Below are 24,965 nucleotides of genomic sequence, written 5' to 3'. Positions count from 1 at the left end.
GATTTGGTTCTTGGGAAATTTGGAATTCCTTCTTCTCACAGTCTACACGCTGACCATGTATTTTATCACATTCCTTTGAAATACTCAAGACAACAGGCGCATTTTGGACCGCCTGCTTTTGGAAGAAGAGCGGGCGTCCTGCCCCCGGGCGCGCCCCTCCAAACGCAGAAACTACCAGCGGAGCAGAAGTCCGCCCCGCTGGTAGTTGTCCAAAGCAATTTACTTGGTGCCGAAGATCCGGTCGCCGGCGTCCCCCAGACCGGGGACGATGTAGCCGTGGTCGTTGAGTTTCTCGTCCACGCCGGCCACGTAGATGTCCACGTCGGGGTGGGCCTCCCGCACGGCCTTGATGCCCTCAGGGGCGGCCAGGATGTTCATGAGCTTGATGTGCTTGCAGCCGTAGTTCTTCATAAAGTGGATGGCCGCCACGGCGGAGCCGCCGGTGGCCAGCATGGGGTCCAGGACGATCACGTCCCGCTCGGCGATGTCGTTGGGCATCTTGCAGTAGTACTCTACGGGAGCCAGGGTCTCCGGGTCCCGGTATAGTCCGATGTGGCCCACCTTGGCCGAGGGGATCAGGGTCAGGATGCCCTCCACCATGCCCAGGCCGGCCCGCAGGATGGGGACGATGGCCAGCTTCTTGCCGGCCAGCACCCGGAAAGTCCCGGTGGCCACGGGGGTCTTGATCTCCACCTCTTCCGTGGGCAGGTCCCGGGTGGCCTCATAGCACTCCAGGGTGGCGATCTCGGAGACGATCTCCCGGAACTCCTTCACGCCGGTGCGCTCGTCCCGGAGGATGCTCAGCTTGTGCTGCAGCAGCGGATGGTCTAACACATGTACTTTGCTGTCATTTTCATACATTGCAATCAAGCCCCTTCTTTGGTTCATTTTCTTGGGTCAGCGGCCCTGCCGCTCCCGTTCCAGCCGTTCCCGCTCCGCCTGAGACAGGCGGTGGTACACCGGGACCAGGTCCTGTCCTTTGACCAGCTTTCCGGCCTGGGCCAGCTCCACCGCCGCCCGGGCCACCCCCCACGCGCTCTGCATGCGCAGGGGCTCGGGGGCCAGCTCCAGCTGAAGCCCGGCCTCTCGAAGGGTATTATAACACAGCTTGGCCCCGTCTCCAACGACAATTTTCCGTTTTTGGATTTTTTTCAGCTCCTCCCCCAGCTCCTCCAGGGAGATGGCCCGGTCGGGGGTCAACCGCTCCAGCTTCTCCCCGTCGGTGTGGAAGAGGGCGTTATACACCTGCTTACGCCGGGCGTCCATGGCGCATACAATGACCGCGTCCTGATAAAAGGCCAGGGGCCAGGCCATAGATTCCAGGGTGGAGCAGGCCGCGCAGTCCTTGTCCGCTCCCCAAGATAACCCCTTGGCGGTGGCCACCCCGATGCGCAGTCCGGTGAAGGACCCCGGGCCCGCCGCCACCGCGATCACGTCCACCTCCTCCAGGGAGGTCCCGCAGTTTTTCAGCAGGTCCCGGGCCATGGGCAGCAGGGTGCGGCTGTGGGTGAGGCCGCTGTTCTGAAAGTTCTGGGCGATGAGTCCATCCTCCCCCCACAGGGCCGCCGAGCAGGCGGTGGCGGAGGATTCTAAGGCTAAAATTTTCATGGTTATATTCCTTCTTTGTCTTTTTCAAGGGGGAGTTTTGCCGTTTGCTTTTTATAAACCTTCCCCCTGGGGGCCGACTCCCCTTGTCAAGGGGAGATGTCGCGAAGCGACAGAGGGGATAGGGACAGGTGGCCCGAAGGGCCGGATGAGGGGGCGATAATGAAAATAATGAAATAGGGGACGTTGAATACAGGGGATTTCGCCGCCTGCGGGCGGCGAGTGACTTTGCCCGCGGCGGCAAAGTCACCAAAACGCCGCCGGGGACGGCTCCGGATGAGCACTTCGTGCTCATAGTCGCCTTTCCCCGGACCCCTGTTTACGGGAGTTACCCCTTAAAGTGGGCACAACCCTTCCGGCGCGCAAGACCAGGAGTGCTTGGGTGCCATTCCGTCCGGCCCCACTGGGGGCCTGCGCTGGAAGAAAATTGGGATTAGCGCGGTCCCATTTCTGCGCCTGAGTTTGCCGAACCAACGTTTCCGGGGCCGGTTTCCGCCGTAGGGGCGACCCTTGCGGTCGCCCGCGGGCCGGTCTGGGACCGGCCCCTGCCAGGAGAACGGGACCGTCCCTGCATCCGCATAGGGGCGGGTGTCCCCATCCGCCCGTGGGTAGCCACCCTTCTGTAGGGGCGGCTATCAGCCGCCCGCCGCAACGAATTTCCGCCTCAAAGGCAAAACCCACTCCCGCACAAAATTTCTTTACGAACTCTCTTTTTAAAGAAAGTCTGGAACATTGCGGATGGAGATAATCCTCTGATCATCGCTCTCCCCCCGCCGGATGTCCACCCAGATGGGCTCCTCCTCAAAGGCACCCTCGGCGTGTTCGCTCCACTCCACAGCGCACACGCCGCCCCGAGCCAGGTAGTCCTCCCAGCCGATGTCAAAGAGCTCCTCCGGGGAGTTCATGCGGTACAGGTCGAAGTGGAACAGGGGCAGCCTCCCCCCCTCGTACTCGTTGACAATGGTAAAGGTAGGGCTGGTCACCCGGTCGGCAACCCCCAGGCCCCGGGCCAGTCCCCGGGTAAAGGCGGTCTTGCCCGCCCCCAGGTCGCCGGTGTAGGCGATCACGTCCCCCGGCCGCAGCCGGGCGGCCAGGCGCTCCCCCAGGGCCTCGGTCTCCTGGGCGCTGTTGGAAATATACTCCATGGGATCTCCCCCGCGTTCACAAAATGTTTTCAGAATCTTTTTGATTATAACACAGATACCCTTCCCCTTTCCACAAAAAAGTGATAAAATATAGGGCCGTATTCCATTTGACCGGAGGTGAACCCGTGAACACCCTGTTCTCCCCCCTTCAGGAGTTCTGGAAAAAAGGGGACAAGCTCCTTCTGCTCCTGTGCCTGCTGGCCAGCGCCTATGGCGTGGCGCTGATTTTCTCGGCTACCCGGTACAACGGGAACAACCGGGCTGTAATCACCCAATGCGTGGCCATTCTTCTGGGGGCCGTCATCTATATCCTGTGCACCTTCATCGACTTTCAGCTGTTCGTGGAGAAAAACTGGAAGCTGGTGTTTGGGGTCAGCGTCCTGTTTATCCTCCTGCTGCTCACCCCGCTGGGCACCGACCATGACGCAGGCAATCTGAACTGGCTGGATATTCCCGGCTTTCCCATGGAGATACAGCCCAACGAGATTGATAAGCTCCCGTTCATTCTCCTGCTCGCTCTTCTGATCACAAAAATCCAAAGCCAGGGCCGGGACATCGGCTCGGTCCTCTCGGTCCTCCAAATCGGCGCCTACGCCGCCTTCATGCTGGGGCTCATCGCCGCCGTGTGCGGCGACATGGGCATGTGCGTGGTGTACACCTTTATTTTTGCCACCATGGCATGGAGTGCGGGGGTGAAGCTGCGCTGGTTCGTGCTGGCAATCGGCGCTGTCGTCATTGGCTTCGCGGTGCTCTGGATTTTCGTGCTGCCCAATACTGCGGCCTGGAACAGTGTATACTTCATCAAGCGCATCCGGGTGATCTTTGACCACAGCTTTGAGCCCCTGGGGGTGGGCCTCCAGCAAACCCGCTCTGTCCTGGCCATCGGCTCCGGGCAGATCTTCGGAAAAGGCTACCTGCAGGGCAGCATGACCCACTCCACCACCGGCGCCCTGCCCGCCCGGCACACCGACTTTATCTTCGCCGTGTGCGGCGAGGAGCTGGGCATGGTGGGCTGCCTTCTCCTCCTGCTGCTGCTCTCCCTCATCATCCTCCGGTGCATCTGGGTGGCCCGGAACGCCAGCTCCCCCTTTCACGCCTATGTGTCCATGGGGATGGCGGGCATGCTGCTCATTCAGGTGGCGGCCAACGTGGGGATGTGCCTGTTCGTCTTCCCCGTAATGGGCCTCACCCTCCCCTTCTTCAGCTACGGCGGCTCCTCCATTATCACCCTGTACGCCGCCATGGGCATCGTCTCCAGCATCAAGGCCCGAAACCTGCCCAGCTGGCTGCGGGACCGCTCAGGTCAGTGAGGCGAAAAATTTTCAAAATTTTTTCGGAACCAAGAAGGAAATTCCCTTGTTTTTTCGTATATTGTAATAGAAGGGTTTTTGCCCGTGGGAAAGGAGGTTCTGCCTATGACGCCCCGGGAACACCGGGAGCAGGTGGAGGCGTCCCTTCTGGGCCCCCGCGCCTGTCAGGCCAAAGACAGCCGCGGCCGCCAGCGCCCGGAGGAGGAGTGTTCCATCCGCACCTGCTTCCAGCGGGACATTGACCGCATCGTGTACAGCAAAGCCTTCCGGCGGCTGAAGCACAAAACCCAGGTGTTTCTCCAGCCGGAGGGGGACCACTACCGCACCCGCATGACCCACACCCTGGAGGTCAACCGCATCGCCCGGACCATCGCCCGGGCCCTCTCCTTAAACGAGGACCTGACTGAGGCCGTCGCCCTGGGCCACGACCTGGGCCACACCCCCTTCGGCCACGCCGGAGAGCGGCTGCTCAACTCCATCATGCCCGGGGGCTTCGCCCACTACCAGCAGTCCCTGCGGGTGGTGGACCGGCTGGAGAAGGAGGGCGAGGGGCTGAACCTCACTTGGGAGGTGCGCAACGGCATCGTCTGCCACACCAGGGGTCAGCAGGCCGCCACCCTGGAGGGCCAGGTGGTCCGTCTGGCCGACCAGATCGCCTACATCAACCACGACATTGAGGACGCCCTCCGGGGCGGAATCATCTACCCCATGGACATTCCCCTGGCCATCTCTAAAATTTTGGGCTTCACCCACGGGGAGCGGATCAACGCCCTGGTGGAGGACGTAATTACGGCCAGCCGGGACCAGGACACCATCTGCCAGTCCCCGGAGGTGGGAGAGGCTATGGCCGCCCTGCGGGAGTTTATGTTCGAGAGCGTATACACCAACCCCCTGGCCAAGGGCGAGGAGGGCAAGGCCCAGGAGATGCTCCGGCGGCTGTTCGAGCATTACCAGAAAAACCCGGACGACCTCCCCCCCGACTTTCAGGAGATCCGCCTGGAGGAGGGCGTGGACCGGGCCGTGTGCGACTACATCGCCGGCATGACAGATCCCTTTGCTATTGAACAGTTTTCAAAACTGTTTATTCCCATGGCGTGGACGGTAAAATAGCTTTACATAGTTTTGGGATAAAATATGGGGATTTTGGCGTACAATAAGCCCACATGGGCAGTTCTTACGCCAAGACGGATTGATTCAGCTCCCGGCACAGCGCCAGGGCGGCACGGAATGCGGCCTCCTGCTCCGCCTGATGCCGGAGCCACAGTTCCCCCAGCATGTCCTCTAAAAGCTGCTCCTCTTCCTGGGACAAGTTTGCCCGCAGGGACCGCTCCTTCTCCGCCGCCCGGCGGCAGAAATCGCGGTACTCCGGATAGACCGCCAAGTAGGACTCCGACTGGGTCAGGACGTAGTCGTAGAGAGTTCTCATTAAGTCAGTCATAGTATCGCTCCCTTAACATGTATAATTTATACATGTTATAACACGAATAAACTATACATGTCAAGAGGTGTTCCGCATTTTGTTTGGAGAACGTTTGAAAGCCCTGCGGAAAGAGCGCAAGGTCAGTCAGAAAGAGTTGGCAGAATATCTTGGAATCAGTATCCGAGGCTATCAGTTTTATGAGAGCGAGGACAACGAACCCAATATTAAAATGCTGACGGCTCTGGCTGATTTTTACGGTGTCACCATTGACTATCTGGTTGGACGGTCAGAGGAGCGGGAATAGAATCCTGTTGCGGGCGGGCGGCCCAGGTGTGCCGCCCTTACGGATGGAACGGCTTCCCCACAGCGGGCGACCGCAAGGGTCGCCCCTACGGTATTTTGCGGGCAAGTGGAACGGCGCGTCCAGGAGGCCGCGCCCTACAAAAGGGGCCACCTCCAGAGCGGGCGGGTGAGGACACCCGCCCCTACGGCGGATGTAGAAACGTACCTATCCTTTCGTAGGGGCCGGTCCCAGACCGGCCCGCGGGAGGGGCACACCCCAGGGTGGCTTCTCTCGGCCTTCGGCCGATTCACCTTCAGCCCCTCCCCTACGGGTTTCAAGGACACCTTCCGAGTTTGGGTAGGGGAGCTCCTTGGGGCTCCCGCCGGGAACGTACCGCATCTTAAGAGGTCACCCTCATCCGTCTGGCCTAACGGCCAGCCACCTTCCCCCTTCTAGGGGGAAGGCTTTGCGGGCGGCTGATAGCCGCCCCTACAGTGGAAAACGGGCCAGAAGCGTTGGCTCGGCAAAGCCAGGCGCAGTTCATAAACCGCAACAGCGGCAATTTTTGCAAACCCAGGGCCCAGTGGCCCGGAATGAAACGATAAAAGTCACTCAGATTTTGCGCGCCGGAAATCCAGCAACGTGAAACAGTAGTGCGTCCCCCGTAAAAAGGGGTCCGGGGCCGACTCCCCCTGTCAGGGGGAGATGTCGCGAAGCGACAGAGGGGGTAGGGTAGGCGAATATGAGCGCGTCAGCGCTCATCTGAGCCGTCCCCGGCGATCCTTTGGTGACTTTCCCATCGCTGGGAAAGTCACTCGCCCCGCAGGGCGAAACCCTGCCCCCTCATCCGTCACGGCTTCGCCGTGCCACCTTCCCCCCAGGGGGAAGGCTAAGATGGGATGAAGCGGCGAAATCCCCCGGCACAAAAACCAGCCAGCGGCCCGATGAGGGCATCGGGCCCTACAGGTGAAAAACCAAATGAGGGCGGCGAACCCCCAACAAAATAAACCGGAAAGGAGGAAGTCTTTTGCCCATTCCAGAACGATTCTTGGACGAGCTCATCGCCCGGACAGACATTGTGGACCTGGTGTCCGAGTCGGTGCGGCTGACGAAAAAGGGCCGCAACTACTGGGGCCTGTGCCCCTTTCACAGCGAAAAGACCCCCTCCTTCTCCGTGTCGGCGGACAAGCAGATTTTCAAGTGCTTCGGCTGCGGCAAGGGGGGCGGGGCTATCAACTTTGTCATGGAGATGGAGAACCTCCCCTTCCGGGACGCGGTGGAGGTGCTGGCCAAGCGGGCGGGGCTGGAGATGCCCGCCGACACCGGCGGCCCCTCCGCCGGGGCCAGGGCCCGCCGGGAGAAGCTGTTGGCCATCAACAAGCAGGCCGCCCGTACCTTCCACAAATGGCTCTATGAGCCGGAGGGGGCCCAGGGGCTGGCCTACCTGCGAAAGCGGGGGCTGTCCCAGCGGACCCTCACCCGCTTCGGCCTGGGGTTTGCCCCCAACCGGTGGGACGCCCTCATCGAGGCGCTGGCCCAGGAGGGGTACGACAAGCGGGACCTGCTGGACGCGGGGCTGGCGGTAAACAACAAGGACGGCCGCATCTACGACCGGTTCCGCAACCGGGTCATGTTCCCCATCATTGACATCCGGGGGGAGGTCATCGGCTTCGGCGGCCGGGTGATGGACGACTCCACCCCCAAGTACCTGAACTCCCCGGACACCCCGGTGTACAACAAGAGCCGCAACGTGTTTGCCCTGAACATCGCCAAAAAGTCCAAGGCGGGGCGGGTCATCCTCACCGAGGGGTATATGGACACCATCTCCCTGCACCAGGCGGGGTTTGACAGCGCGGTGGCCTCCCTGGGCACCTCCCTCACCTCGGAGCACGCCCAGCTGCTCTCCCGGTACTTCCCCGAGGCCATCATCTCCTACGACGGAGACGGCGCGGGTATCGCTGCCGCCCAGCGGGCCATCCCCCTGCTGGAGAAGGCGGGGCTGAAAGTACGGGTGCTGCGGGTCACCGGGGCCAAGGACCCGGACGAGTTCATCAAGGCCTACGGCCGGGACGCCTTTGCCCGGCTGCTGGACCAGAGCGAGAACCAGGTGGACTACCGCCTGGACCAGCTGAGAGCCCAGTACAATCTGGAGGACGACGCCCAGCGGGTGGCCTTCCTCCAGGACGCGGCCCAGCTGCTGTCCACCCTGTCCAGCCCGGTGGAGCGGGAGATCTACGGAGGACACGCCGCCCAGGCGGCGGGGGTGTCCCCGGAGGTGATGGCCCAGGAGGTCAAAAAGGCCTTCTCCCGCCGGGTGCGCAAACAGCAGAAGCAGCAGGAGCGCCGGGACCTGACCCCCGCCGTCCAGCTCCAGCCCAAACAGCGGGGGCTGCGGTACGAGAACATCCGCTCCGCCCGGGCGGAGGAGGGCGTGATCCGGCTGCTGCTGCTGGACCCCTCTCTGGCGGGAGACATGGAGCAGCTGCGGGAGGAGGACTTCTCCTCCCCCCTGCTGGGCAAGGCCTATGCCCTGCTGTTTCGGAGGGCCCGGGACGGACTCTCCACCCAGCTTCCCCTATTGGCGGGGGAGCTCACCGGCGAGGAGATGGACCACCTGGCCTATGTGGCCGGGCAGCCCGAATCCCTGGCCAACAGCCGCCGCTCCCTGGCGGATTACATAGCGGTCATCCGGGGAGAGGCGCTGAAACGAAGCGGCGTCAGCGGGGACGACCTGCTGCTGGCCGCACAGCAAAAGAATTTTCAGAAGAAAGCATATATGGAGGAGACACCATGAGTACCAAAAAGAAAGACACGACCCCCGTCCAGATGACCCAGCGCGACGGCGTGACCATGATCCTGGAGAAAAAGACCAAGAAAGCCAGTCCGGACATCCAGGCCAAGCTGGAGGCCGGTAAGGCGGAGATCATGAAGGTGGTGGAGGGCGTTCCCGGCTCTGAGAAGCTGGCCGAGCTCATCGAGCGGGGCAAGAAGAAGGGCAGCCTCTCCTCCTCGGAACTGATGGACGTGCTGGAGGACATGGATCTGGAGTCCGACCAGATGGATAAAATCTATGACACCCTGGAGAACCTGGGCATCGACACGGTGGGCGAGGACTACATCCCCGACCTGCCCGACGACGCGGACCCTCCTCTGGAGGCCATGGAGGACATCAGTGAGGAGGAGATCGTGGACCCCAACTCCATGGTGGACTCCTTCGGCACCGACGACCCGGTGCGCATGTATTTAAAGGAGATCGGCAAGGTGAACCTGCTCTCCTCTGACGAGGAGATCGAGCTGGCCCAGGCCATGGACGCGGGCAACGCCGCCAAGGAGCAGCTCGCTGAGCTCCAGGCCGCCGGAGAGGAGATCCCCGCGGAGGTCCAGGCCGAGCTGGACAAGGCCATCAAAAAGGGCGAGCGGGCCAAGCAGCGCCTGGCCGAGGCCAACCTGCGTCTGGTGGTGTCCATCGCCAAGCGGTATGTGGGCCGGGGCATGCAGTTCCTGGACCTGATCCAGGAGGGCAACTTAGGGCTCATCAAGGCGGTGGAGAAGTTCGACTACACCAAGGGCTATAAGTTCTCCACCTACGCCACCTGGTGGATTCGTCAGGCCATCACCCGGGCCATCGCCGACCAGGCCCGCACCATCCGTATCCCCGTCCACATGGTGGAGACCATCAACAAGGTCATCCGGGTCTCCCGTCAGCTCCTCCAGGAGCTGGGCCACGACCCCACCCCCGAGGAGATCGCCGAGGAGATGTCCATGCCCGTGGAGCGGGTGCGGGAGATTCTGAAAATCGCCCAGGAGCCCGTCTCCCTGGAGACCCCCATCGGCGAGGAGGAGGACAGCCATCTGGGCGACTTCATCCCCGACGAGGACGCCTCCGAGCCCGCCGAGGCCGCCTCCTTCACCCTGCTCAAGGAGCAGCTGGTGGAGGTGCTCTCCACCCTCACCCCTCGGGAGGAAAAGGTGCTCAAGCTGCGCTTCGGCATCGAGGACGGCCGCACCCGCACCCTGGAGGAAGTGGGCAAGGAATTCAACGTCACCCGTGAGCGCATCCGCCAGATCGAGGCCAAGGCTCTCAGAAAACTGCGCCATCCTTCCCGTTCCAAAAAGCTGAAGGACTTCCTGAACTAACCACAAAAATGGATGGCCGCCTACGGCGGCCATCCATTTTCTTGTACAAAGAAAGAGCCAGAACAGAGGCTTCTGTTCCGGCTCTTTTTAGGTTTGCCCTTTTTATTTGGTGGCGGGCTCAGCACCCTGGGCGTTCTTGGTGGAGACCGCCCACTTGGTCAGCTCCACGCGCACCCGGTCGGCGCCGCTCTCGATGACGATGGTGTTCTCCTTCACCGCGCAGATGGTGCCGGTGATGCCGCCAATGGTGGTGATCTCGTCCCCCACAGCCAGAGAGTCCCGCATGTTCTGGGCCTCTTTCTTCCGCTTGTTCTCCGGGCGGATCATCAGGAAATACATCAATGCGAACATCGCAATGATCATAATCCAAACTTCCATGTTCGTCCCTCCAAGAAGTCAAAAATTCCGCAAAAACGCGCTTTTGTAATTATACCTGTTTTCCAGGCTGTTGGCAAGCCCTTCTGGAAATTTTATTGGTTGTCCTCGATTTTTCGGTCCAGCATGCCGGAATATTTTTTCCGGAACTCCTCAAAGGTCCCCTCGTCCAGGGCCCTGCGGATGCGGGCCATCAGCTCGTTATAGAAGTGCAGGTTGTGCAGCACCGCCAGGCGCATGGCCAGCATCTCCCCCGCCGTCACCAGGTGGCGCAGGTAGGCCCGGGAGAAGGACCGGCAGGCGGGGCACTGGCACTCCGGGTCGATGGGCAGGGGGTCCAGCTTGTACTTCTCGTTTTTGATGTTGATGGTCCCCCGCCAGGTATACAGCTTGCCGTGGCGGGCGTTCCGGGCAGGCATGACGCAGTCGAAGAAGTCCACCCCCCGGGCCACCGCCTCGATGATGTTGGAGGGGGTGCCCACCCCCATCAGGTACCGGGGCTTGTCCCCGGGCATGTGGGGCTCCACCGCGTCGATGATGTCGTACATGGTCTGGGTGGACTCCCCCACTGCCAGACCCCCGATGGCAAAGCCGTCACAGGGCAGCTGGGCGATCTGATCCATGTGCCACTGCCGGATGTCCGGGTAGGTGCCCCCCTGGTTGATGCCGAAGAGCATCTGGCCCGGGTTCACGCAGTCTGGCTGTTGGTTGAGCCTCTGGTGCTCGGCCACGCACCGCTCCAGCCAGCGGTAGGTGCGCTCCACCGACTGCTGGACGTACTCCCGGGGGGCCGGGTTCTCAATGCACTCGTCAAAGGCCATGGCGATGTCGCTGCCCAGGTTGGACTGGATGCGCATGGACTCCTCCGGCCCCATAAAGATGCGTCGGCCGTCGATGTGGGAGGCGAAAGTGACCCCCTCCTCAGTGATTTTCCGCAGGCCGGACAGGGAGAACACCTGGAACCCGCCGCTGTCGGTGAGCATGGGGCCGTCCCAGCCCATAAACTTGTGCAGGCCCCCCATCTCCTTGACCACCCCGTCCCCGGGGCGCAGGTGCAGATGGTAGGTGTTGGACAGCTCCACCTGGCAGCCGATCTCCTTCAAATCCAGAGCGGACACCGCCCCCTTGATGGCCCCCTGAGTGCCCACGTTCATAAAGACGGGGGTCTGAACCGTGCCGTGGGGGCAGCTAAATACCCCCCGGCGGGCCCGGCCCTCCGTTTTTACCACTTGAAACATAACATTCTCCTCAAAGTGTTTGATACCAGCTCTTCAGCTGGGCCTTGCGCTCCGGCGGGAGCAGGCTTTTCCGCACGCCCGCCTCCGCCCCGGCCAGGGCCTCCAGCTGGTGGAGGCAGGCCCCCGGGTCCACCTGACCGCGGATTTTCAGAAAAGCCCTCTCGGCCCCCAGCTCCCGCAGCTGTTCCGGAGTGTCCACCCCGATCTTTTTGAGATTTCCAGCCAGCACCGGACCGATGTTGGGCAGGTCTGTCAGCTCCATCTCTGCCGCCTCCTTGTGTGTTTCGCGGAGCATATTGTACCGGACCGGGGCCGTTCTGTCAACGGGGCGCGGGGCCGCTCCGCCCGTTTTCTTTGGCCTCCTTGGCCTGGGCCCCCCGCTGGTACCACTTGGCGGCCTCCGCCTTGTCCTGGGGGACCCCCTCTCCGTGCTCATAGCACCAGGCCAGGCTGACCATGGCGTCCGGGTCCCCCCGCTGGGCGGCCGCCTGATAGATCTCCGCCGCCTGGCTCATGTCTCTGGCCACGCCGATTCCCTGGGCGTAACACCGCCCCATACGATACAGGGCCGGGATGTGCCCGCCGGCGGCCGCCTGCCGGTACCAATGCAGGGCCTGCTCCGGGTCCGGGCGTGTCCCCGTCCCTTCCTCACAGTGCAGGCCCATGCGGTACATGGCGTCCACGTCTCCGCTCCGGGCCGCCTCCCGGAGGTTTTCCAGCTCTCCGGCATCCAGCCCGGCCGTTTCCTCCGGGCCGTCCCTCAGAAAGGCCTGCATGGCCTGCCGGTCCCCGGCTTTCATTCCCTTGTAGTACCAGTGCTGGGCCTCTTTTGCGTCCGCTTTCACGCCGGAGCCGGTCTCATAGCACCGGCCCAGGCAGTACATGGCGGTTCCGTCCCCCGCCTCGGCGGCGGAGCGGTACCAGCGGACGGCCTCCTCCAGGTTTTGGACCGTTCCACTCCCCTCCTGGCAGCACCGGGCCCAGCGGACCATGGCCCGTCGGTCTCCGGCCTCGGCCCCCTTCTGATACCAGCGGGCGGCCTGCTCCGGGCTTCTGTCCGCGCCTTTTCCCTGCTCCAGGCACCAGGCCAGGCTGCTCATGGCGGCGGCATATCCCCGCCCGGCGGCCAGGCGGTGCCAGTGGACTGCCTGGGACCAGTCCTGGGGCACGCCGTCCCCGGTCTCATAGCGCAGGGCCAGCCGGTGCATAGCGGCGGGGTCTCCCCCCTCCGCCTCCTGGCGGCAACGGTCCGCGGCGCGCTCCGGCTCTAACTGGGTTCCGATCTGGTATTGCCAGCGTTCCAGCTGGCTGGCGGAGCGCTGGTCCCCGGCCTCAGCCCCCCGCCGGTACCACCGGCGGGCCTCGTCCAGATCAAGCTCCACCCCTTTCCCGTGCTCATAGCACCAGGCCAGGTTACCCATGGCCTGGCCGCTGCCCGCACCGGCGGCCTTGCGATACCACTCCGCCGCCTGTCCCCAGTCCTGAGGCACGCCGCAGCCCGTCTCATAGCACCAGCCCAGGGTGCACATGGCGTCCGGGTCCTCCTGCTCGGCGGCCTGTTGGAACAGCTCCGCCGCCTTTTCCTCGTCCTTGGGGACGCCCACGCCGTCTTTGTAGCAGAAGCCCAGGCAGCACATGGCGGAGGCGTGCCCCAGCTGGGCGGCCTTCTCATACCACTCCACCGCCCGCTCCGGGTCCTTGGCCACCCCGGCGCCGTTCTCATAGCAGATCCCTAGGTTTTTCATGGCGGCGGTCTCACCCAAGTCAGCGGCTCTCTGATACCGCTCCACCGCCTTCCCCCAGTCCTGGGGCAGGCCCTCGCCCATCTCGCTGCACCAGCCCAGGGCGAAGATGGCGTAGGGGTACTCCTGTTCCTCCGCCTGAAGGAGCCATTCCACGCCCTCCTCCGGCCGGCGCTCCGCGCCCACACCGTGGAGCAGGTGCAGTCCGTAGTCGCACATGCACCGGGGGCTGCCCCCCTCCGCCCCCTGTCTGAACCAGCGGGTGGACTCCTCCAGGTTTTTCTCCACCCCTCTGCCGTGCTCATAGCACCAGGCCAGGCTGCCCATCCCGGCCAGACTGCCGTCCTCCGCTGCCTTTTGGTACCAGGCGGCGGCCTGCTCCCAGTCCTGTTCCACCCCCTGGCCCCGCTCATAACAGCGGCCCAGGCGGTACATGGCCTCCGGGTTGTCCTCCTCCGCCGCCCGGCGGTACCAGTGGAGGGCCTGCTCCATGTCGGGCTCCATGCCGTCCCCGTACTCACAGCAGAAAGCGTAGCAGTACATGGAGCGCGCGTCGCCCGCCTCCGCCCCCCGCTTGTACCAGCGGGTGGACTCCTCCACGTCCTGCTCCACGCCCTTGCCGTTGTCATAGCACCAGGCCAGATTGCCCATGGCCCGGCCGCTGCCGTGCTCCGCCCCCTGGCGGTACCAGCGGGCGGCCTGTTCCCAGCTCTGCTCCACGCCGGTCCCCCGCTCATAGCAGAAGCCCAGACAGCACATGGCGCTCCCGTCTCCGTTCCGTGCCCCCTCCTGGTAGCACTGGACGGCCTTCTCCGGGTCGGGCTGGGTCCCGATGCCCCGCATCAGACAGTCGGCCAGCAGCAGAAGCCCCCGGGCGGACCCCTGCCGGCAGGCCTCTCGGTAGAGCTCCACCGCTCCCTCCGGGTCCGCTTCCACCCACTTGCCCTGCTCCATAAGCCAGCCCAGGCAGCACTGCCCCTCCGGGTCCCCCGCCTGGGCGGCCGTCCGGTACCAGGCCACCGCCAGCTCCGGGTCCGGGTCCACTCCTACCCCAAACTCATAGTGCTTGCCTAAAATCGTCTGGCTCAGGGGGTCGCCCTGGAGGGCGGCCATCCGTACCCACCGGAAGCCCTGCTCCAGGTCTCGCTCCACCCCAATACCCTGCTCATAGCAGTGGGAGAGCAGCCGCTGGGCACGGGCGGAGCCGTAATCGGCCGCCCGGCGGTAGTGCTCCACCGCCTGCTTGGGGTCTGGAGCGGTTCCGATACCGTCCTCATAGCACACACCCAGATTGCACAGGGCGGACAGGCTGCCCATCTCCACCGCCTGCTGGTAGAGCCAAACGGCCTGGCGAGGATCGGCCTTCACGCCGATCCCCTGCTCCATGCACAGCCCCAGGTTGCAGGTGCCCCAGCCGCTGCCCATCTGGGCGGACTTCCGGAAGCACTCCAGCGCCCGCGCCTCGTGGCCGTCCTGCTCCACCCAGAACACCCCCAGGGCCGACCAGGCGTCTCCGGTGAGCTCGTCCTCCTTCGCCTGGACCAGGGGCGCGCCGCACTGAGGGCAGCGCTGGGGCACGGCGTCCCCCTCCCCCCAGAAGCGGCAGTCATCTTTCACACAGTGATAAATCATCGGGCAGCGCCCCCTTTCTCCAGTCCCCGGTCCAGAATGCGGTAGATGGCCGGCAGATCCAGGCTCTCCCGCAGCGCGGCGGCCAGCTTGTCATACTGCCGCTGCTTATAGGTCCAAATGTCCTCCGGCTCCCCCGCCGCGTCCTCCGGCAGCCCCTTCTCCCTCAGCAGCAGGGCGGTCAGCCTCTGGAGCAGGGCGGGGGAATCAAACAGCCCGTGGAGGTAGGTGCCCAGTACCCGGTCCCGGATAGAAAACAGCCCGCCGCCGGTCCCCATGTGAATCTCGTACCCCTCCAGTGGCGCGCCGGACAGGGGGGCAAAAAAGCCCCCACAGTTCGGGAAGGTCCCGGCAGTCTGGGTGCGGGTCTTGTCCCGCCGGAAAACGGTGGAGACGGGCAGCAGGCCCATCCCCGCCATCTGGCCGCCCCCCTCCGCCCCCTCCGGGTCGGACAGGCTCTCCCCCAGCATCTGATAGCCCCCGCAGATGCCGATGACCGGCGTACCCCCGGCGGCCAGCTTCTGAATGGCCGCCTCCAGGCCGCTCTGGCGCAGCCAGGCCAGATCGGCCATCGTGCTCTTGGTACCCGGGAGGAGTACCAAGTCGGGCCGTCCCAGCTCCTCTGCCCGGGCGACGTACCGCAGTCCCACCGCCGGGTGGCGCTCCAGGGCGTTGAAGTCGGTAAAGTTGGAGATGCGGGGCAGCCGGACCACCGCCGCGTCCAGAGGGGCCCCCGCCCGCCGGGCGGAGAACCGGGAGGACAGGCTGTCCTCGTCGTCCAGGTCCAGGTCCAGCCAGGGGACCACCCCCAGCACCGGAACGCTTGTGAGCGCCTCCAGCTGGGCCAGGCCCGGTCTTAAAATCTCCACGTCCCCCCGGAATTTGTTGATGATGGTCCCCTTGACCATGGAACGCTCCTCCGGCTCCAGCAGGGCCACCGTACCGTACAGAGAGGCGAACACGCCCCCACGGTCGATGTCCCCCGCCAGCAGCACCGGAGCCCCGGCTAGCTTGGCCATGCCCATGTTTACAATGTCGTCGGACTTCAGGTTGATCTCCGCCGGGCTGCCCGCCCCCTCCAGAACGATGATGTCGTGCTCCGCCGCCAGAGAGCGGTAGGCCTCCATGATCTGGGGGATGAGCCGCTTCTTATAGCGGAAGTAGTCCGCCGCCCGCATGTCCCCCAGCACCTCGCCGTTGACGATCACCTGGCTGCCCGTGTCGCTGTTGGGCTTCAAGAGAATGGGGTTCATGCGCACCGAGGGCTCCACCCCGGCGGCCTCCGCCTGCATCACCTGGGCCCGGCCCATCTCCAGGCCCTCCTTGGTGATGAAGCTGTTCAGGGCCATGTTCTGGCTCTTGAAGGGGGCCACGGAGTAGCCGTCCTGCTTGAAAATCCGGCACAGGCCGGCGGTGAGGACGCTCTTCCCCGCGTTGGACATGGTGCCCTGGATCATAATGGCTTTGGCTGGCATAAGGTTCCCTTCTTTCTCTTGGTTCTGTTTCCCGGCGTCTGCTTCCCGCCGCGCGCTATGTTGCGTCGGAGCTTCGCGTTTGCTCCAGGCCTTTCTCCGCCTGGAGCGGCCTTAACTGGAATCGGTCAGGCGGCGAAACGCCCGCATCCACTCACTCCGTAATCTGTACCGGCACGCCGTTGACCTCCACGCCCTCCTCCACTCGGACCAGGATGTACTTCACCCCGTTCAGAATCCGGGTCTCGATGAGATCGCCCCGGTCAGGGCTGACCTTGATGGTCACGTCGGCGGTTTTCACCTCGATCTTCTTGGGGTCCACCAGATTCCGGGGGCTGAGCTGGGCGTCCGCCCCAAAGGCCTCGTCGTACTGCTGCTCAAAGGTCTGAATGTGCGCCTGGGACACCCCGTTGGCGGCCAGGGCCTGGCGCACCTCCCCCTTTCCGATGGTCAGGGGCTCCGGGTCGCGGCTCTCCTTGTGGTCCTCCATCAGGCCGCACAGCTGGTCATGGACTGCCTGGACCACCTGGAGGCAGCAGTCCTCCTCCAGGGCTTCCCCCAGCACCGCCCGGAAGCTCTCCTGCTGGGCGGCGGCGGGCATGGGGGCCGGCGCCCCGAACACCGACGCCACCAGAGCCTCCTGCACGTCCTGGATGTCCTTGGTGTAGTAGAGGGCGTCGTAGATATTGGCGCTGCGGTCGTCAAAGGCGGGGAACAGGAAGCCCAGGGCGGGCGGGGCCACCACCCAGTCCGCCGTCTTGGTGCAGAAGACCCCCTCCTGGACCCGGTAGCTCAGGGCGGGCTTGGTGAGCTTCACCGGACAGATGGCGCAGATCAGATAGGAGAACACCTCGGAGGACGCGTCCTCCTGCTCCTCCCCGTCCTTGCCCCGGTAGGGCACGTCGTAGGCGTCGTGGGCCAGGAGGATCATGTAGTTTCCCTCCAGGCTGACCGACTGGATGACCGCCTGGAACAGGGCGCTCACCGCCTCCTCGTCCCTCAGTTCCGAGGCGCGCAGATCCATCAGCCGCTTGTGCTCCGCGCCGTGGACCACCTGCTGGGTGGCAAAGGTGATATCCAATAAATTCTTGCCCAGGGTCCCGGTGAGGGTGCGCCGGAGGAGGGTGAGCAGCTTCTCGTTCTCCTCCTGGGTCAGCACCCCCAGGGACTGGTCGAACCGGGAGACAATCTCCCGGTTTTCGTTCACATAACAGCCCCGCACATGGGAAATGCCGCTGCGGTCCTGACGGAAGCGGCGGCGGAGCTCGGCAACTTCTCTCTCGTTCATGTCTCTACTCCCTCTTGCACAGTTTGCCGAATCCCATTATAACACAGGGGTTTTCTCTTTTACAAGCGGAGGGGCGGCTTGCTTTTTCCCAAAATCGGCGTACAATATAGGTACTATAACATGCGAGGTGTGTTCCATGAAAATCGCGGTAACCTATGAAAACGGCCAGGTGTTTCAGCACTTCGGCCACTGTGAGCAATTCAAGCTGTACGACGCGGCGGACGGCGCGGTGACCTCCTCCCAGGTGGTCAGCGCGGTGGGCAGCGGCCACGGCGCCCTGGCGGGCTTCCTCCAGAGCCACGGGGTGGACACCCTGATCTGCGGCGGCATCGGCGCCGGGGCCCGCACCGCCCTGGCGGAGGCCGGCATCCAGCTCTACCCCGGCGTGTCCGGCGGGGCGGACGAGAGCGTGGAGGCCCTGCTGAAGGGGACGCTCTCCTACGACCCGGACACCCAGTGCGCCCACCACCACGAGGAGGGTCACCAGTGCCGCAGCGGCTCCTGCGGCGAGGACAAGCACGGCTGCACCGGAAACCAGTGAGCACATGCAAGTGGGGACCCCGCCGGTTGTTCCGGCGGGGTCCCCTGTTTTTATTGAATCAAGGACTCGTAATCGAGAATAGTCTCGTCGGCCAGAGCGGCCGCCTCCGGGGAGTGCCCCTCCCCCACCAGGGCCACAAAGAAGCCGTTTTTCTTCAGCACCTCCAGCAGCTCCTCCCGGGCGGTAAACACCAGAGTGGCCTGCTTGGCGGTGCGCAGGCGGCGCACCGTCTTCTCGTACAGCTCCGGGTCCAGGGGGTCTCCCCCGTGCTCGGCGGCCGAGATGAGCCCCCGGAAGCGGCCCCACAGCCCGGCCCCCTCCAGGGCGGAGCGCACCGGGGCCGGGTCCCCGTCGCACACCAGATACATCCACACATCCTCCATCTTCATCATGGAGAGGACCCGGTCCACGCCCGGCAAAGGATTCCCCTTGTCATCCAAGATCGTCCCGTGAAAATCAAAAATCGCGCCTTGTAGCCGCATGGGCGGCACACCTCCTTATCCCTGGGAGAGGGGCGCCGGCCGGAGCCCGTCCCTGGTCCAAATATTAACATATGTAAAGCCTAGTTCCTTCACAAGTTTTTCCGCCTCCCGGAAACCGGCGCACAGGTGGGAGACGTGGTGGGCGTCCGAGTTGAGGATGATCTCTCCCCCCAGCTCCCTCCAGCGGCGGAGCAGCGGTTCCGCGGGGTAGGGCACACTCCGGTACCCCCGGGTGATGGCCCCGGTGTTCACCTCCAGGCACTGCCCCTGCCGGGCCAGATGCTCCAGCACCTCCAGAGCCCGGCGCAGATACCGGGGGCTCTCCTCATCGAACTGGGGATCCTGCTGGTTGAACTTGCTCACCAGATCAAAGTGGCCGATCCAGTCGCAGCCGGTCTTCTCGGGCAGCTGGGCCACCAGGTCGAAGTAGGCGTCGGTGTACCGGTACCAGTCCCCACCGAAGCCCTCCTCCACCGCCCGGCGGGTGACCTCCGGGCTCTCGTCCACGGCGTAGAAGCGCCCGTCCTGCATCAGGCCGTGGACCGAACCGATTACATAATCTAATCCCTGGGGCCGCTCTCCGTAAAAATCCAGCTCCAGCCCCAGGAAGATCTCCATTTCCCCAGCGTACCGGTTCCGGAGGGCCTGGGCTGTGCTCAGATACTCCTCTATCCGGTCCTTTGGGATGCAGTAATCCGCCTCCCAGGGGCACCAGCTGTGGCCGGAGAAGCCGAACCGGGGCAGGCCCAGAGCGTGGGCCGCCGCCGCCATCTCCTCCAGCGTGCTCTTTCCGTCATCCAGCGTGGAGTGGGTGTGATAATCGCCCTGCCACATGGTCATCGCTCCTTTTCTATTTTGATCAGAACGTCTCCTCCCCTGCTCATGGGGCCGCCTCCCGAAGCTTGTCCGGCCGGTGGCGGTAGGGGCGGTAGACCGTGAAATACATGGTGATGCTGCTGGCCAACCCGCCCAAAAGCTGGGACACCGCCTCGGCGGTGAACACCCCGGTGGTCCCCATCCAGATGGGCAGGATCACCGTCAGCGGGGCGTTGATGATGGCCTTGCGCAGCAGGGAGAAGAACACTGCCTGCTTGGAGCGGCCCAGGCTGACCACGATGCCCTGGCTGGCCATCTGGAGGGACATGGGAATGAACATACAGAAGTAGATGCGCAGGGCGGGGATGCCCGTCGCCACCACATCCGGCTCCCGGCTGAAGATCTGGATGAGGGGGCCGGGGAACAGCATGGCCGCCGCCCAGAATACGGCGGTGCAGGCCACCGCCACCCCCATGGTGAACCGGATGGAGGCGCACACCCGGCTGTACTGGCCCGCCCCATAGTTATAGCTGGTCACCGGCTGAGAGCCGTTGGACAGGCCCTGGATGGGCATGGTAAAGACCTCCCGCAGGGAGTTGATGATGGTCATAACCCCCACGTACAGGTCCCCGCCATAGCTCTGGAGGGTGGCGTTGCACACGATCTGCACCAGGCTGTTGGTCAGGTTCATAAAGAAGCCGGACAGGCCCAGGGCGATGATCTTCCGCACCCGGGCGGCACTGAGCCGCAAATACTCCAGCCGCAGGCGGAGGATGGCCCTTCTCCCGGTGAGAAATTTCATCACCCACACCGCCGAGCACCCCTGAGCGATCACTGTGGCCAGGGCCGCCCCCTGGATGCCCATGTCAAAGAGAAAGATAAATACCGGGTCCAGGACGATGTTCACAACCGCCCCCAGCCCCACCGTCATCATGCCCACCTTTCCAAACCCCTGGGCGTTGATGAAGGGGTTCATCCCCAGGCCGATCATCACAAAGAGGGTGCCCATCAGGTAGATGGTCATATAGGCGTCGGCGTAGGGGTAGGTGGCGTCGCTGGCCCCGAACAGATAGAGCATGGGCCGCTTGATGACCAGAAACAGGGCGGTGACCGCTGCGCCGAAGATCAGAAGCAGGGTAAAGGCGTTTCCCATGACCCGCTCCGCTTCCTCTCGGTTTCCCCGTCCCCGCTCCATGGAGCTCAGCGGCGCGCCGCCGGTGCCGCACAGATTGGCAAAGCCCATGATAATGGAGATCACCGGCACTGTCAGTCCCAGCCCGGTGAGGGCCAGGTGGCCGGGCAGCAGCCCCAGATAGATGCGGTCCACCACGCTGTACAGCACGTTGATGAGCTGGGCCAACGTCATGGGGAGGGCCAGTGCCAGAATGTTTTTGGGGATGCTCCCCTGGGAAAAGTCGTTTGTCTGCTGCGCCACCGGCCCGCCTCCTCTGGTGTACCTTGATGGTATATTGTACACCCTTTTTCCGCCGTTGGGCAAGATGTATTCTTGCGGGGACATTTCATCGTCCGCCGCTCTAAAACGCAACCTGGCGTTAATTAACGCCAGGCCTCGCAAAGTTTTGGATTCCCATTCCGCACAGGAATTATGGGACTTTGAACTCAATTCCTGTTGCACTTAGTTTGACAATTCACTTGGTCAAAAATAAAAACAGCCGCCGCAAAACAGATGCTTCGCGGCGGGCTGCATTGAGAACGTATTGTGTTACGCCTTCCGGATGATCCCCATGGGGGTGGACTCGCTGGACTGGCCCAGGGGGTTGTCCCCCAGGATCTTGGCGATCTGGTCCATGGAGGGCTCCTTTTCGGAGAAGCCCAGAATGTTGGCCCCCAGGTCGTTGATGTCCACGATGGCCACCGGGTGGCCCAGGGCCTGGGCCAGCTTCTTGGAGGTGCCCATGGGGTCGGCGGGGGTGAGGACCACGTAGTGGTCGTAGGGCGGAATGGTCCCCTCGGTGGGGCCGTCAATGCCCCGGGCCTTGGGGCCGGCCACGATGTAGAACCAGCCCTTCTTGCCCAAAATCTTTCCGATGACGCTGCAGAAGGCGGCAAACAGGATGCGCAGGGTGCCGCACTCCTGGAGGGCCATCTCCATGGTCTCGGGGATGCCCAGGCCGATGCCGGCGGGGGTCTTGGTCACATAGCGGCTCAGGGTGACGGCCAGCTTCCGGGGCTTGATGTCCTCCATGGGGATGGCCCGGTTCTGGGTGCAGGCCACCGCCTTCTCCGAGATGAACAGGATGTCCCCCGCCTGCATCTTGTCCTTTGCATACTGGAGGACCACATCCTCCATCTTATCGGCCTTGGTAATCAGGTGCGTCTTTACCGGGATGCGCTGGTACTCCACACCGTCCACGGTGCGCACCAGCTGCTTGCCCGGGTTTGCGCTGTATACAGTCTCCTCGCTCATTGGGATCGTCTCCTCTCAGGCGGCCTGGCCGCCCTTTCTATAAAGTAAAATGTCAGGCTTTGGCTCCCATTATAGCACCCGGTTCCCCGGGTTTCCATAACATTTTTGAACTTTCTTTCGTCAAACTGCCGAAATATCCTCCGGGTCCTCGGGCAGGGGGCGGCGGCGGTGCTCCACCGGCCCCCACTCCGGCAGGGGCAGCCGCTGCATGGCCCCAAAGGTCCGGGCCTTCAGTCCCGGGTAGCGGCCGTTGAGCTCGTAGATCAGCTCCTTGATCTCCTGCCGCTTGGTGCTGCCGTTGGCGGGACAGGGGTTGTGTACCACGGGCAGTTGGAGCCGCTCCACCGTGTGGCGGATCAGGTTCTCCCCGCAGTACAGCAGCGGGCGGATCTGGGTGATCTGGGTGCGGTCCAGCCAGGTCACCGGCTGGAAGCAGGACAGTCTCCCCTCAAAGATCAGGGACATGAAAAAGGTCTCCACCGCGTCGTCGTAGTGGTGGCCCAGGGCGATTTTATTCAGCCCCCGCTCCTGCAAGGCGCTGTGGAGGGCCCCCCGGCGCATCTTGGCGCACATGGAGCATGGGTTCTTCTCCTTCCGCAGGTCGAAGATGATGTGCTGGATCTCACTGTTTAATATGGTATAGGGCACGTCCAGCTCCTTGCAGAAAGCGGCGATGCCTGAAAAATCCATGCCGGGCAGTCCGTCCGCATGTCCCATGTCCAGGGTGATGGCCTCCACCTCATAAGGGACGGGGTAAAACTCCCGCAGCCGGGCCATGGCCGCCAGCAGCAGCAGAGAGTCCTTCCCCCCTGACACCCCCACGGCGATCCGGTCGCCCGGGGCGATCATCTCATAGTCCTCCACACACCGGCGGACCAGGGATAAGATCCGGTTCATTTTGGCCTCCTTTCGAGAAAAACAGCGGAAAAGCACAACCTTTCCGCCCAAACAAAAAGAAAATCGAACGCGAGATTTCAAGAGATTTTCTTTGAATTTGCTTGAAAACAAGAGATTTCAAAAGCTGAGTTAAAAAATTAAAAAAATGCTGTTGACACAAAGCCGCCTAAATACTATAATACAAAACGCTCCGCTTGTACAGTGGAGCGGCTGATTTTATTTGAAATCAACAGTTCGCATAAGAAGTAGAGGAAAATGGAGGTTTCACCTATGTCCACTTTTATGGCCAACAAGGGGAACATCGAGCGTAAGTGGTATATCCTGGACGCTGCGAACAAGCCCCTGGGCAAGACCGCTGCTGCCGCCGCCACCCTGCTGCGGGGCAAGCACAAGCCTGAGTTCACCCCCAACGCCGACTGCGGCGACTTTGTCATCATCATCAACGCGGAGAAGGCCGTGCTCACCGGCAAGAAGCTGGATCAGAAGTACTATCGCCGTCACTCCGGCTGGATCGGCGGTCTGAAGGAAGTCAAGTACCGCACCCTGATGCAGGAGCGGCCCGAGCTGGCCATGAAGCTGGCTGTCAAGGGCATGCTGCCCAAGAACACCATCGCCAAGAGCGCCCTCACCCGTCTGCGTGTCTATCGCGCCGGCGAGCACGAGCACGCCGCCCAGAAGCCCGAGATTTGGGCCGCCGAGTAAGCAGGAGGTAGACGATCATGTATAAGAGCAAGAAGCCTTATTTCTATGGCACCGGCCGTCGGAAGTCCTCCGTGGCCCGCGTGCATCTGTTCCCCAACGGCACTGGTTCCATCACCATCAACGGCCGTGACATCGACGATTACTTCGGCCTGGAGACCCTGAAGCTCCTGGTCCGTCAGCCCCTGGTCACCACCGAGCAGCTGGGCAAGGTGGACATCGTGGCCACCGTCACCGGCGGCGGCGTCACCGGCCAGGCCGGCGCCATCCGCCACGGTGTGGCCCGCGCTCTGCTGCTGGCCAACGAGGAGTACCGCCCCGCCCTGAAGGCCGCCGGCCTCCTCACCCGCGATCCTCGTATGAAGGAGCGCAAGAAGTACGGCCTCAAGGCTGCCCGTCGCGCGCCCCAGTTCTCCAAGCGCTGATTTTTTCAGACATACGTCAAAAATGCCGCCCAGTCGGGCGGCATTTTTTTAATCTCATGCTCGCTTCCACAGCAGCAGGTTATTCTCAAAGAAGGCGGCTGCCCGGCCGGTATCCTTCAGCCAGGACAGGTAGGAGCGCACTGTACTGCCCACCAGCACATACTGCTCATAGGTCATGGTCAAATCGTATGTTGTAAAGAGCCGCTGGAGGATCTGTTCAAAGCACAGCGGCTGCGCGCAGACATGGAGGATCTGCTCCGCCACCTGATGGACCTTGGCAATGTTGTAGTCCGCCAGCGGCGCGATGTCCTCCGCGGCCTCCGCATGGGCCGGAACAAAGCACGCCGCCCGCATCCCCTTGACCTTCTCCAGGGTCTCCAGATACCGGGCCACATCATAGATAAACCCGATCTGATATTTGTCCAGCGTCTCCCGGCTGGAGAGGCAGTCCGCGAGATACACCACATCGTCCGGCGTCCGGTACCCCACCATATCAAAGAAGTGTCCGGGGAGGTCGATAGCCGTAAAGCCCTCCGGAAGACAGCCGGGCGTCAGCTCCTCGGCATCGCTCCCCTGGGCCATCAGGAACTTGTGCCGAAGTTCCCGGAAGGGATAGCCCCCGTATAAAAAGGACGGCTCCAGGACTGTGTGCTGCGTAAAGTCACGCTCCACTCCGGGGGCGAAAATCCTGCACCCTGTCTGCCTCTGGAGATACTGATTCCCTCCGATGTGGTCGGCATTGGAGTGGGTGTTGTAGATCGCGGTGAGACGCCAGCCGTTGGCCTCCAGAATCTGCCGCACCTTGCGCCCGGCGTCCCTTATCGCTCCCGCTGTCAATCAGGCAGACACGGTCCCTCTCCAGGCGAACCAAGCCGATTTTAGCCGGACACTGGATATAACAGCTTCTGTCTGTGACCTGGATCAGTTCGTACATGATGCGCTCCCCTCTCTTTCGTGCGGGTTCAGAATCCTCCCGCCTGATCTGACTGGTTATTCTACCACTATAAGGTGCTCCGGGCGATTTGTCAATCCA

24 protein-coding genes are annotated in these 24,965 nt (G+C 63.1%); 8 read left to right on the top strand and 16 right to left on the bottom strand.

What is annotated here, in order from left to right; all coding sequences use genetic code 11:
- Positions 1–219: 219 nt before the first annotated feature.
- The 3 genes from upp to tsaE form a co-directional block, all read right to left on the bottom strand.
- Positions 220–861, bottom strand: a complete 642-nt coding sequence (upp, locus tag H6B31_RS06680) for a uracil phosphoribosyltransferase (RefSeq protein WP_087288124.1) — start codon at positions 859–861, stop codon at positions 220–222.
- Positions 862–897: 36 nt separating this feature from the next.
- Positions 898–1,608 (bottom strand): tRNA (adenosine(37)-N6)-threonylcarbamoyltransferase complex dimerization subunit type 1 TsaB, encoded by a 711-nt coding sequence (gene tsaB / locus H6B31_RS06675; RefSeq protein WP_204897839.1) that lies wholly within the window; start codon positions 1,606–1,608, stop codon positions 898–900.
- Between the two features lie 710 nt (positions 1,609–2,318).
- Complete coding sequence (gene tsaE / locus H6B31_RS06670; RefSeq protein ID WP_204897838.1) at positions 2,319–2,750, bottom strand: tRNA (adenosine(37)-N6)-threonylcarbamoyltransferase complex ATPase subunit type 1 TsaE; 432 nt, start codon at positions 2,748–2,750, stop codon at positions 2,319–2,321.
- Positions 2,751–2,875: 125 nt separating this feature from the next.
- Between tsaE and H6B31_RS06665 the strand changes: the two genes are divergently transcribed.
- Entirely contained in the window at positions 2,876–4,060 is a 1,185-nt protein-coding gene (locus H6B31_RS06665; protein WP_204897837.1) for an FtsW/RodA/SpoVE family cell cycle protein, read from the top strand.
- Between the two features lie 105 nt (positions 4,061–4,165).
- Positions 4,166–5,170, top strand: coding sequence for a deoxyguanosinetriphosphate triphosphohydrolase (locus H6B31_RS06660; RefSeq protein ID WP_204897836.1), 1,005 nt, complete (start codon positions 4,166–4,168; stop codon positions 5,168–5,170).
- A 64-nt stretch (positions 5,171–5,234) separates the two neighbouring features.
- On the opposite strand, the gene H6B31_RS06655 is transcribed toward H6B31_RS06660, so the two are convergent.
- The gene (locus H6B31_RS06655; protein WP_204897835.1) at positions 5,235–5,498 is read right to left on the bottom strand and encodes a DUF6809 family protein; all 264 of its coding nucleotides are present in this window, start codon (positions 5,496–5,498) and stop codon (positions 5,235–5,237) included.
- A 79-nt stretch (positions 5,499–5,577) separates the two neighbouring features.
- Here H6B31_RS06655 and H6B31_RS06650 point away from each other — a divergent pair, with 79 nt between their 5' ends.
- From H6B31_RS06650 to rpoD, 3 genes are all read left to right on the top strand, one after another.
- A complete protein-coding gene (locus H6B31_RS06650) occupies positions 5,578–5,784 on the top strand; it encodes a helix-turn-helix domain-containing protein (RefSeq protein ID WP_207752269.1) in 207 nt (68 codons plus the stop codon).
- Between the two features lie 1,006 nt (positions 5,785–6,790).
- The gene (gene dnaG, locus H6B31_RS06645; protein ID WP_204897834.1) at positions 6,791–8,557 is read left to right on the top strand and encodes a DNA primase; all 1,767 of its coding nucleotides are present in this window, start codon (positions 6,791–6,793) and stop codon (positions 8,555–8,557) included.
- On the top strand, positions 8,554–9,900 hold the full coding sequence (rpoD, locus tag H6B31_RS06640) for an RNA polymerase sigma factor RpoD (protein ID WP_242972819.1): 1,347 nt from the start codon (positions 8,554–8,556) through the stop codon (positions 9,898–9,900). The genes dnaG and rpoD overlap by 4 nt, the downstream gene beginning before the upstream one ends.
- Before the next feature lie 102 nt (positions 9,901–10,002).
- Here the strand turns inward: rpoD and yajC are convergent, their stop codons facing one another.
- The 6 genes from yajC to H6B31_RS06610 all read right to left on the bottom strand — a co-directional run bounded on the left by yajC (position 10,003) and on the right by H6B31_RS06610 (position 17,644).
- A complete protein-coding gene (gene yajC / locus H6B31_RS06635) occupies positions 10,003–10,278 on the bottom strand; it encodes a preprotein translocase subunit YajC (RefSeq protein WP_087291372.1) in 276 nt (91 codons plus the stop codon).
- A gap of 92 nt (positions 10,279–10,370) precedes the next feature.
- Entirely contained in the window at positions 10,371–11,513 is a 1,143-nt protein-coding gene (tgt, locus tag H6B31_RS06630; protein ID WP_204897833.1) for a tRNA guanosine(34) transglycosylase Tgt, read from the bottom strand.
- A gap of 10 nt (positions 11,514–11,523) precedes the next feature.
- Positions 11,524–11,775, bottom strand: a complete 252-nt coding sequence (locus H6B31_RS06625; RefSeq protein ID WP_204897832.1) for a TfoX/Sxy family protein — start codon at positions 11,773–11,775, stop codon at positions 11,524–11,526.
- A 58-nt stretch (positions 11,776–11,833) separates the two neighbouring features.
- Complete coding sequence (locus H6B31_RS06620) at positions 11,834–14,887, bottom strand: tetratricopeptide repeat protein (protein ID WP_204897831.1); 3,054 nt, start codon at positions 14,885–14,887, stop codon at positions 11,834–11,836.
- On the bottom strand, positions 14,884–16,359 hold the full coding sequence (locus tag H6B31_RS06615; RefSeq protein WP_204897830.1) for a cobyric acid synthase: 1,476 nt from the start codon (positions 16,357–16,359) through the stop codon (positions 14,884–14,886). Before H6B31_RS06615 ends, H6B31_RS06620 begins: the two co-directional genes overlap by 4 nt.
- 151 nt (positions 16,360–16,510) lie before the next feature.
- Complete coding sequence (locus H6B31_RS06610; protein WP_204897829.1) at positions 16,511–17,644, bottom strand: DUF4317 domain-containing protein; 1,134 nt, start codon at positions 17,642–17,644, stop codon at positions 16,511–16,513.
- A 136-nt stretch (positions 17,645–17,780) separates the two neighbouring features.
- Between H6B31_RS06610 and H6B31_RS06605 the strand changes: the two genes are divergently transcribed.
- Entirely contained in the window at positions 17,781–18,185 is a 405-nt protein-coding gene (locus H6B31_RS06605; protein ID WP_204897828.1) for a NifB/NifX family molybdenum-iron cluster-binding protein, read from the top strand.
- A gap of 50 nt (positions 18,186–18,235) precedes the next feature.
- Here H6B31_RS06605 and H6B31_RS06600 read toward each other — a convergent pair whose 3' ends face one another.
- The 5 genes from H6B31_RS06600 to H6B31_RS06580 all read right to left on the bottom strand — a co-directional run bounded on the left by H6B31_RS06600 (position 18,236) and on the right by H6B31_RS06580 (position 22,808).
- Complete coding sequence (locus H6B31_RS06600; protein WP_204897827.1) at positions 18,236–18,667, bottom strand: HAD family hydrolase; 432 nt, start codon at positions 18,665–18,667, stop codon at positions 18,236–18,238.
- Positions 18,668–18,682: 15 nt separating this feature from the next.
- Entirely contained in the window at positions 18,683–19,507 is an 825-nt protein-coding gene (locus tag H6B31_RS06595) for a histidinol-phosphatase (protein ID WP_204897826.1), read from the bottom strand.
- A 40-nt stretch (positions 19,508–19,547) separates the two neighbouring features.
- A complete protein-coding gene (locus H6B31_RS06590; protein WP_346014044.1) occupies positions 19,548–20,918 on the bottom strand; it encodes an MATE family efflux transporter in 1,371 nt (456 codons plus the stop codon).
- A 288-nt stretch (positions 20,919–21,206) separates the two neighbouring features.
- Entirely contained in the window at positions 21,207–21,911 is a 705-nt protein-coding gene (locus tag H6B31_RS06585; RefSeq protein ID WP_204897824.1) for a coenzyme F420-0:L-glutamate ligase, read from the bottom strand.
- A gap of 120 nt (positions 21,912–22,031) precedes the next feature.
- A complete protein-coding gene (locus H6B31_RS06580; protein WP_204897823.1) occupies positions 22,032–22,808 on the bottom strand; it encodes a tRNA 2-thiocytidine biosynthesis TtcA family protein in 777 nt (258 codons plus the stop codon).
- Between the two features lie 270 nt (positions 22,809–23,078).
- Here H6B31_RS06580 and rplM point away from each other — a divergent pair, with 270 nt between their 5' ends.
- Complete coding sequence (gene rplM, locus H6B31_RS06575) at positions 23,079–23,510, top strand: 50S ribosomal protein L13 (RefSeq protein ID WP_087291349.1); 432 nt, start codon at positions 23,079–23,081, stop codon at positions 23,508–23,510.
- A 17-nt stretch (positions 23,511–23,527) separates the two neighbouring features.
- Positions 23,528–23,932, top strand: coding sequence for a 30S ribosomal protein S9 (gene rpsI, locus H6B31_RS06570; RefSeq protein ID WP_087291347.1), 405 nt, complete (start codon positions 23,528–23,530; stop codon positions 23,930–23,932).
- A 54-nt stretch (positions 23,933–23,986) separates the two neighbouring features.
- On the opposite strand, the gene H6B31_RS06565 is transcribed toward rpsI, so the two are convergent.
- The gene (locus H6B31_RS06565; RefSeq protein WP_346014043.1) at positions 23,987–24,733 is read right to left on the bottom strand and encodes an MBL fold metallo-hydrolase; all 747 of its coding nucleotides are present in this window, start codon (positions 24,731–24,733) and stop codon (positions 23,987–23,989) included.
- Positions 24,734–24,965: the final 232 nt, after the last annotated feature.

The organism is Pseudoflavonifractor capillosus (genome assembly GCF_016899775.1).
In the GTDB taxonomy this organism is placed as follows: Bacteria; Bacillota; Clostridia; order Oscillospirales; family Oscillospiraceae; genus Lawsonibacter.
This window is presented reverse-complemented; position numbering and strand designations above follow the sequence as displayed.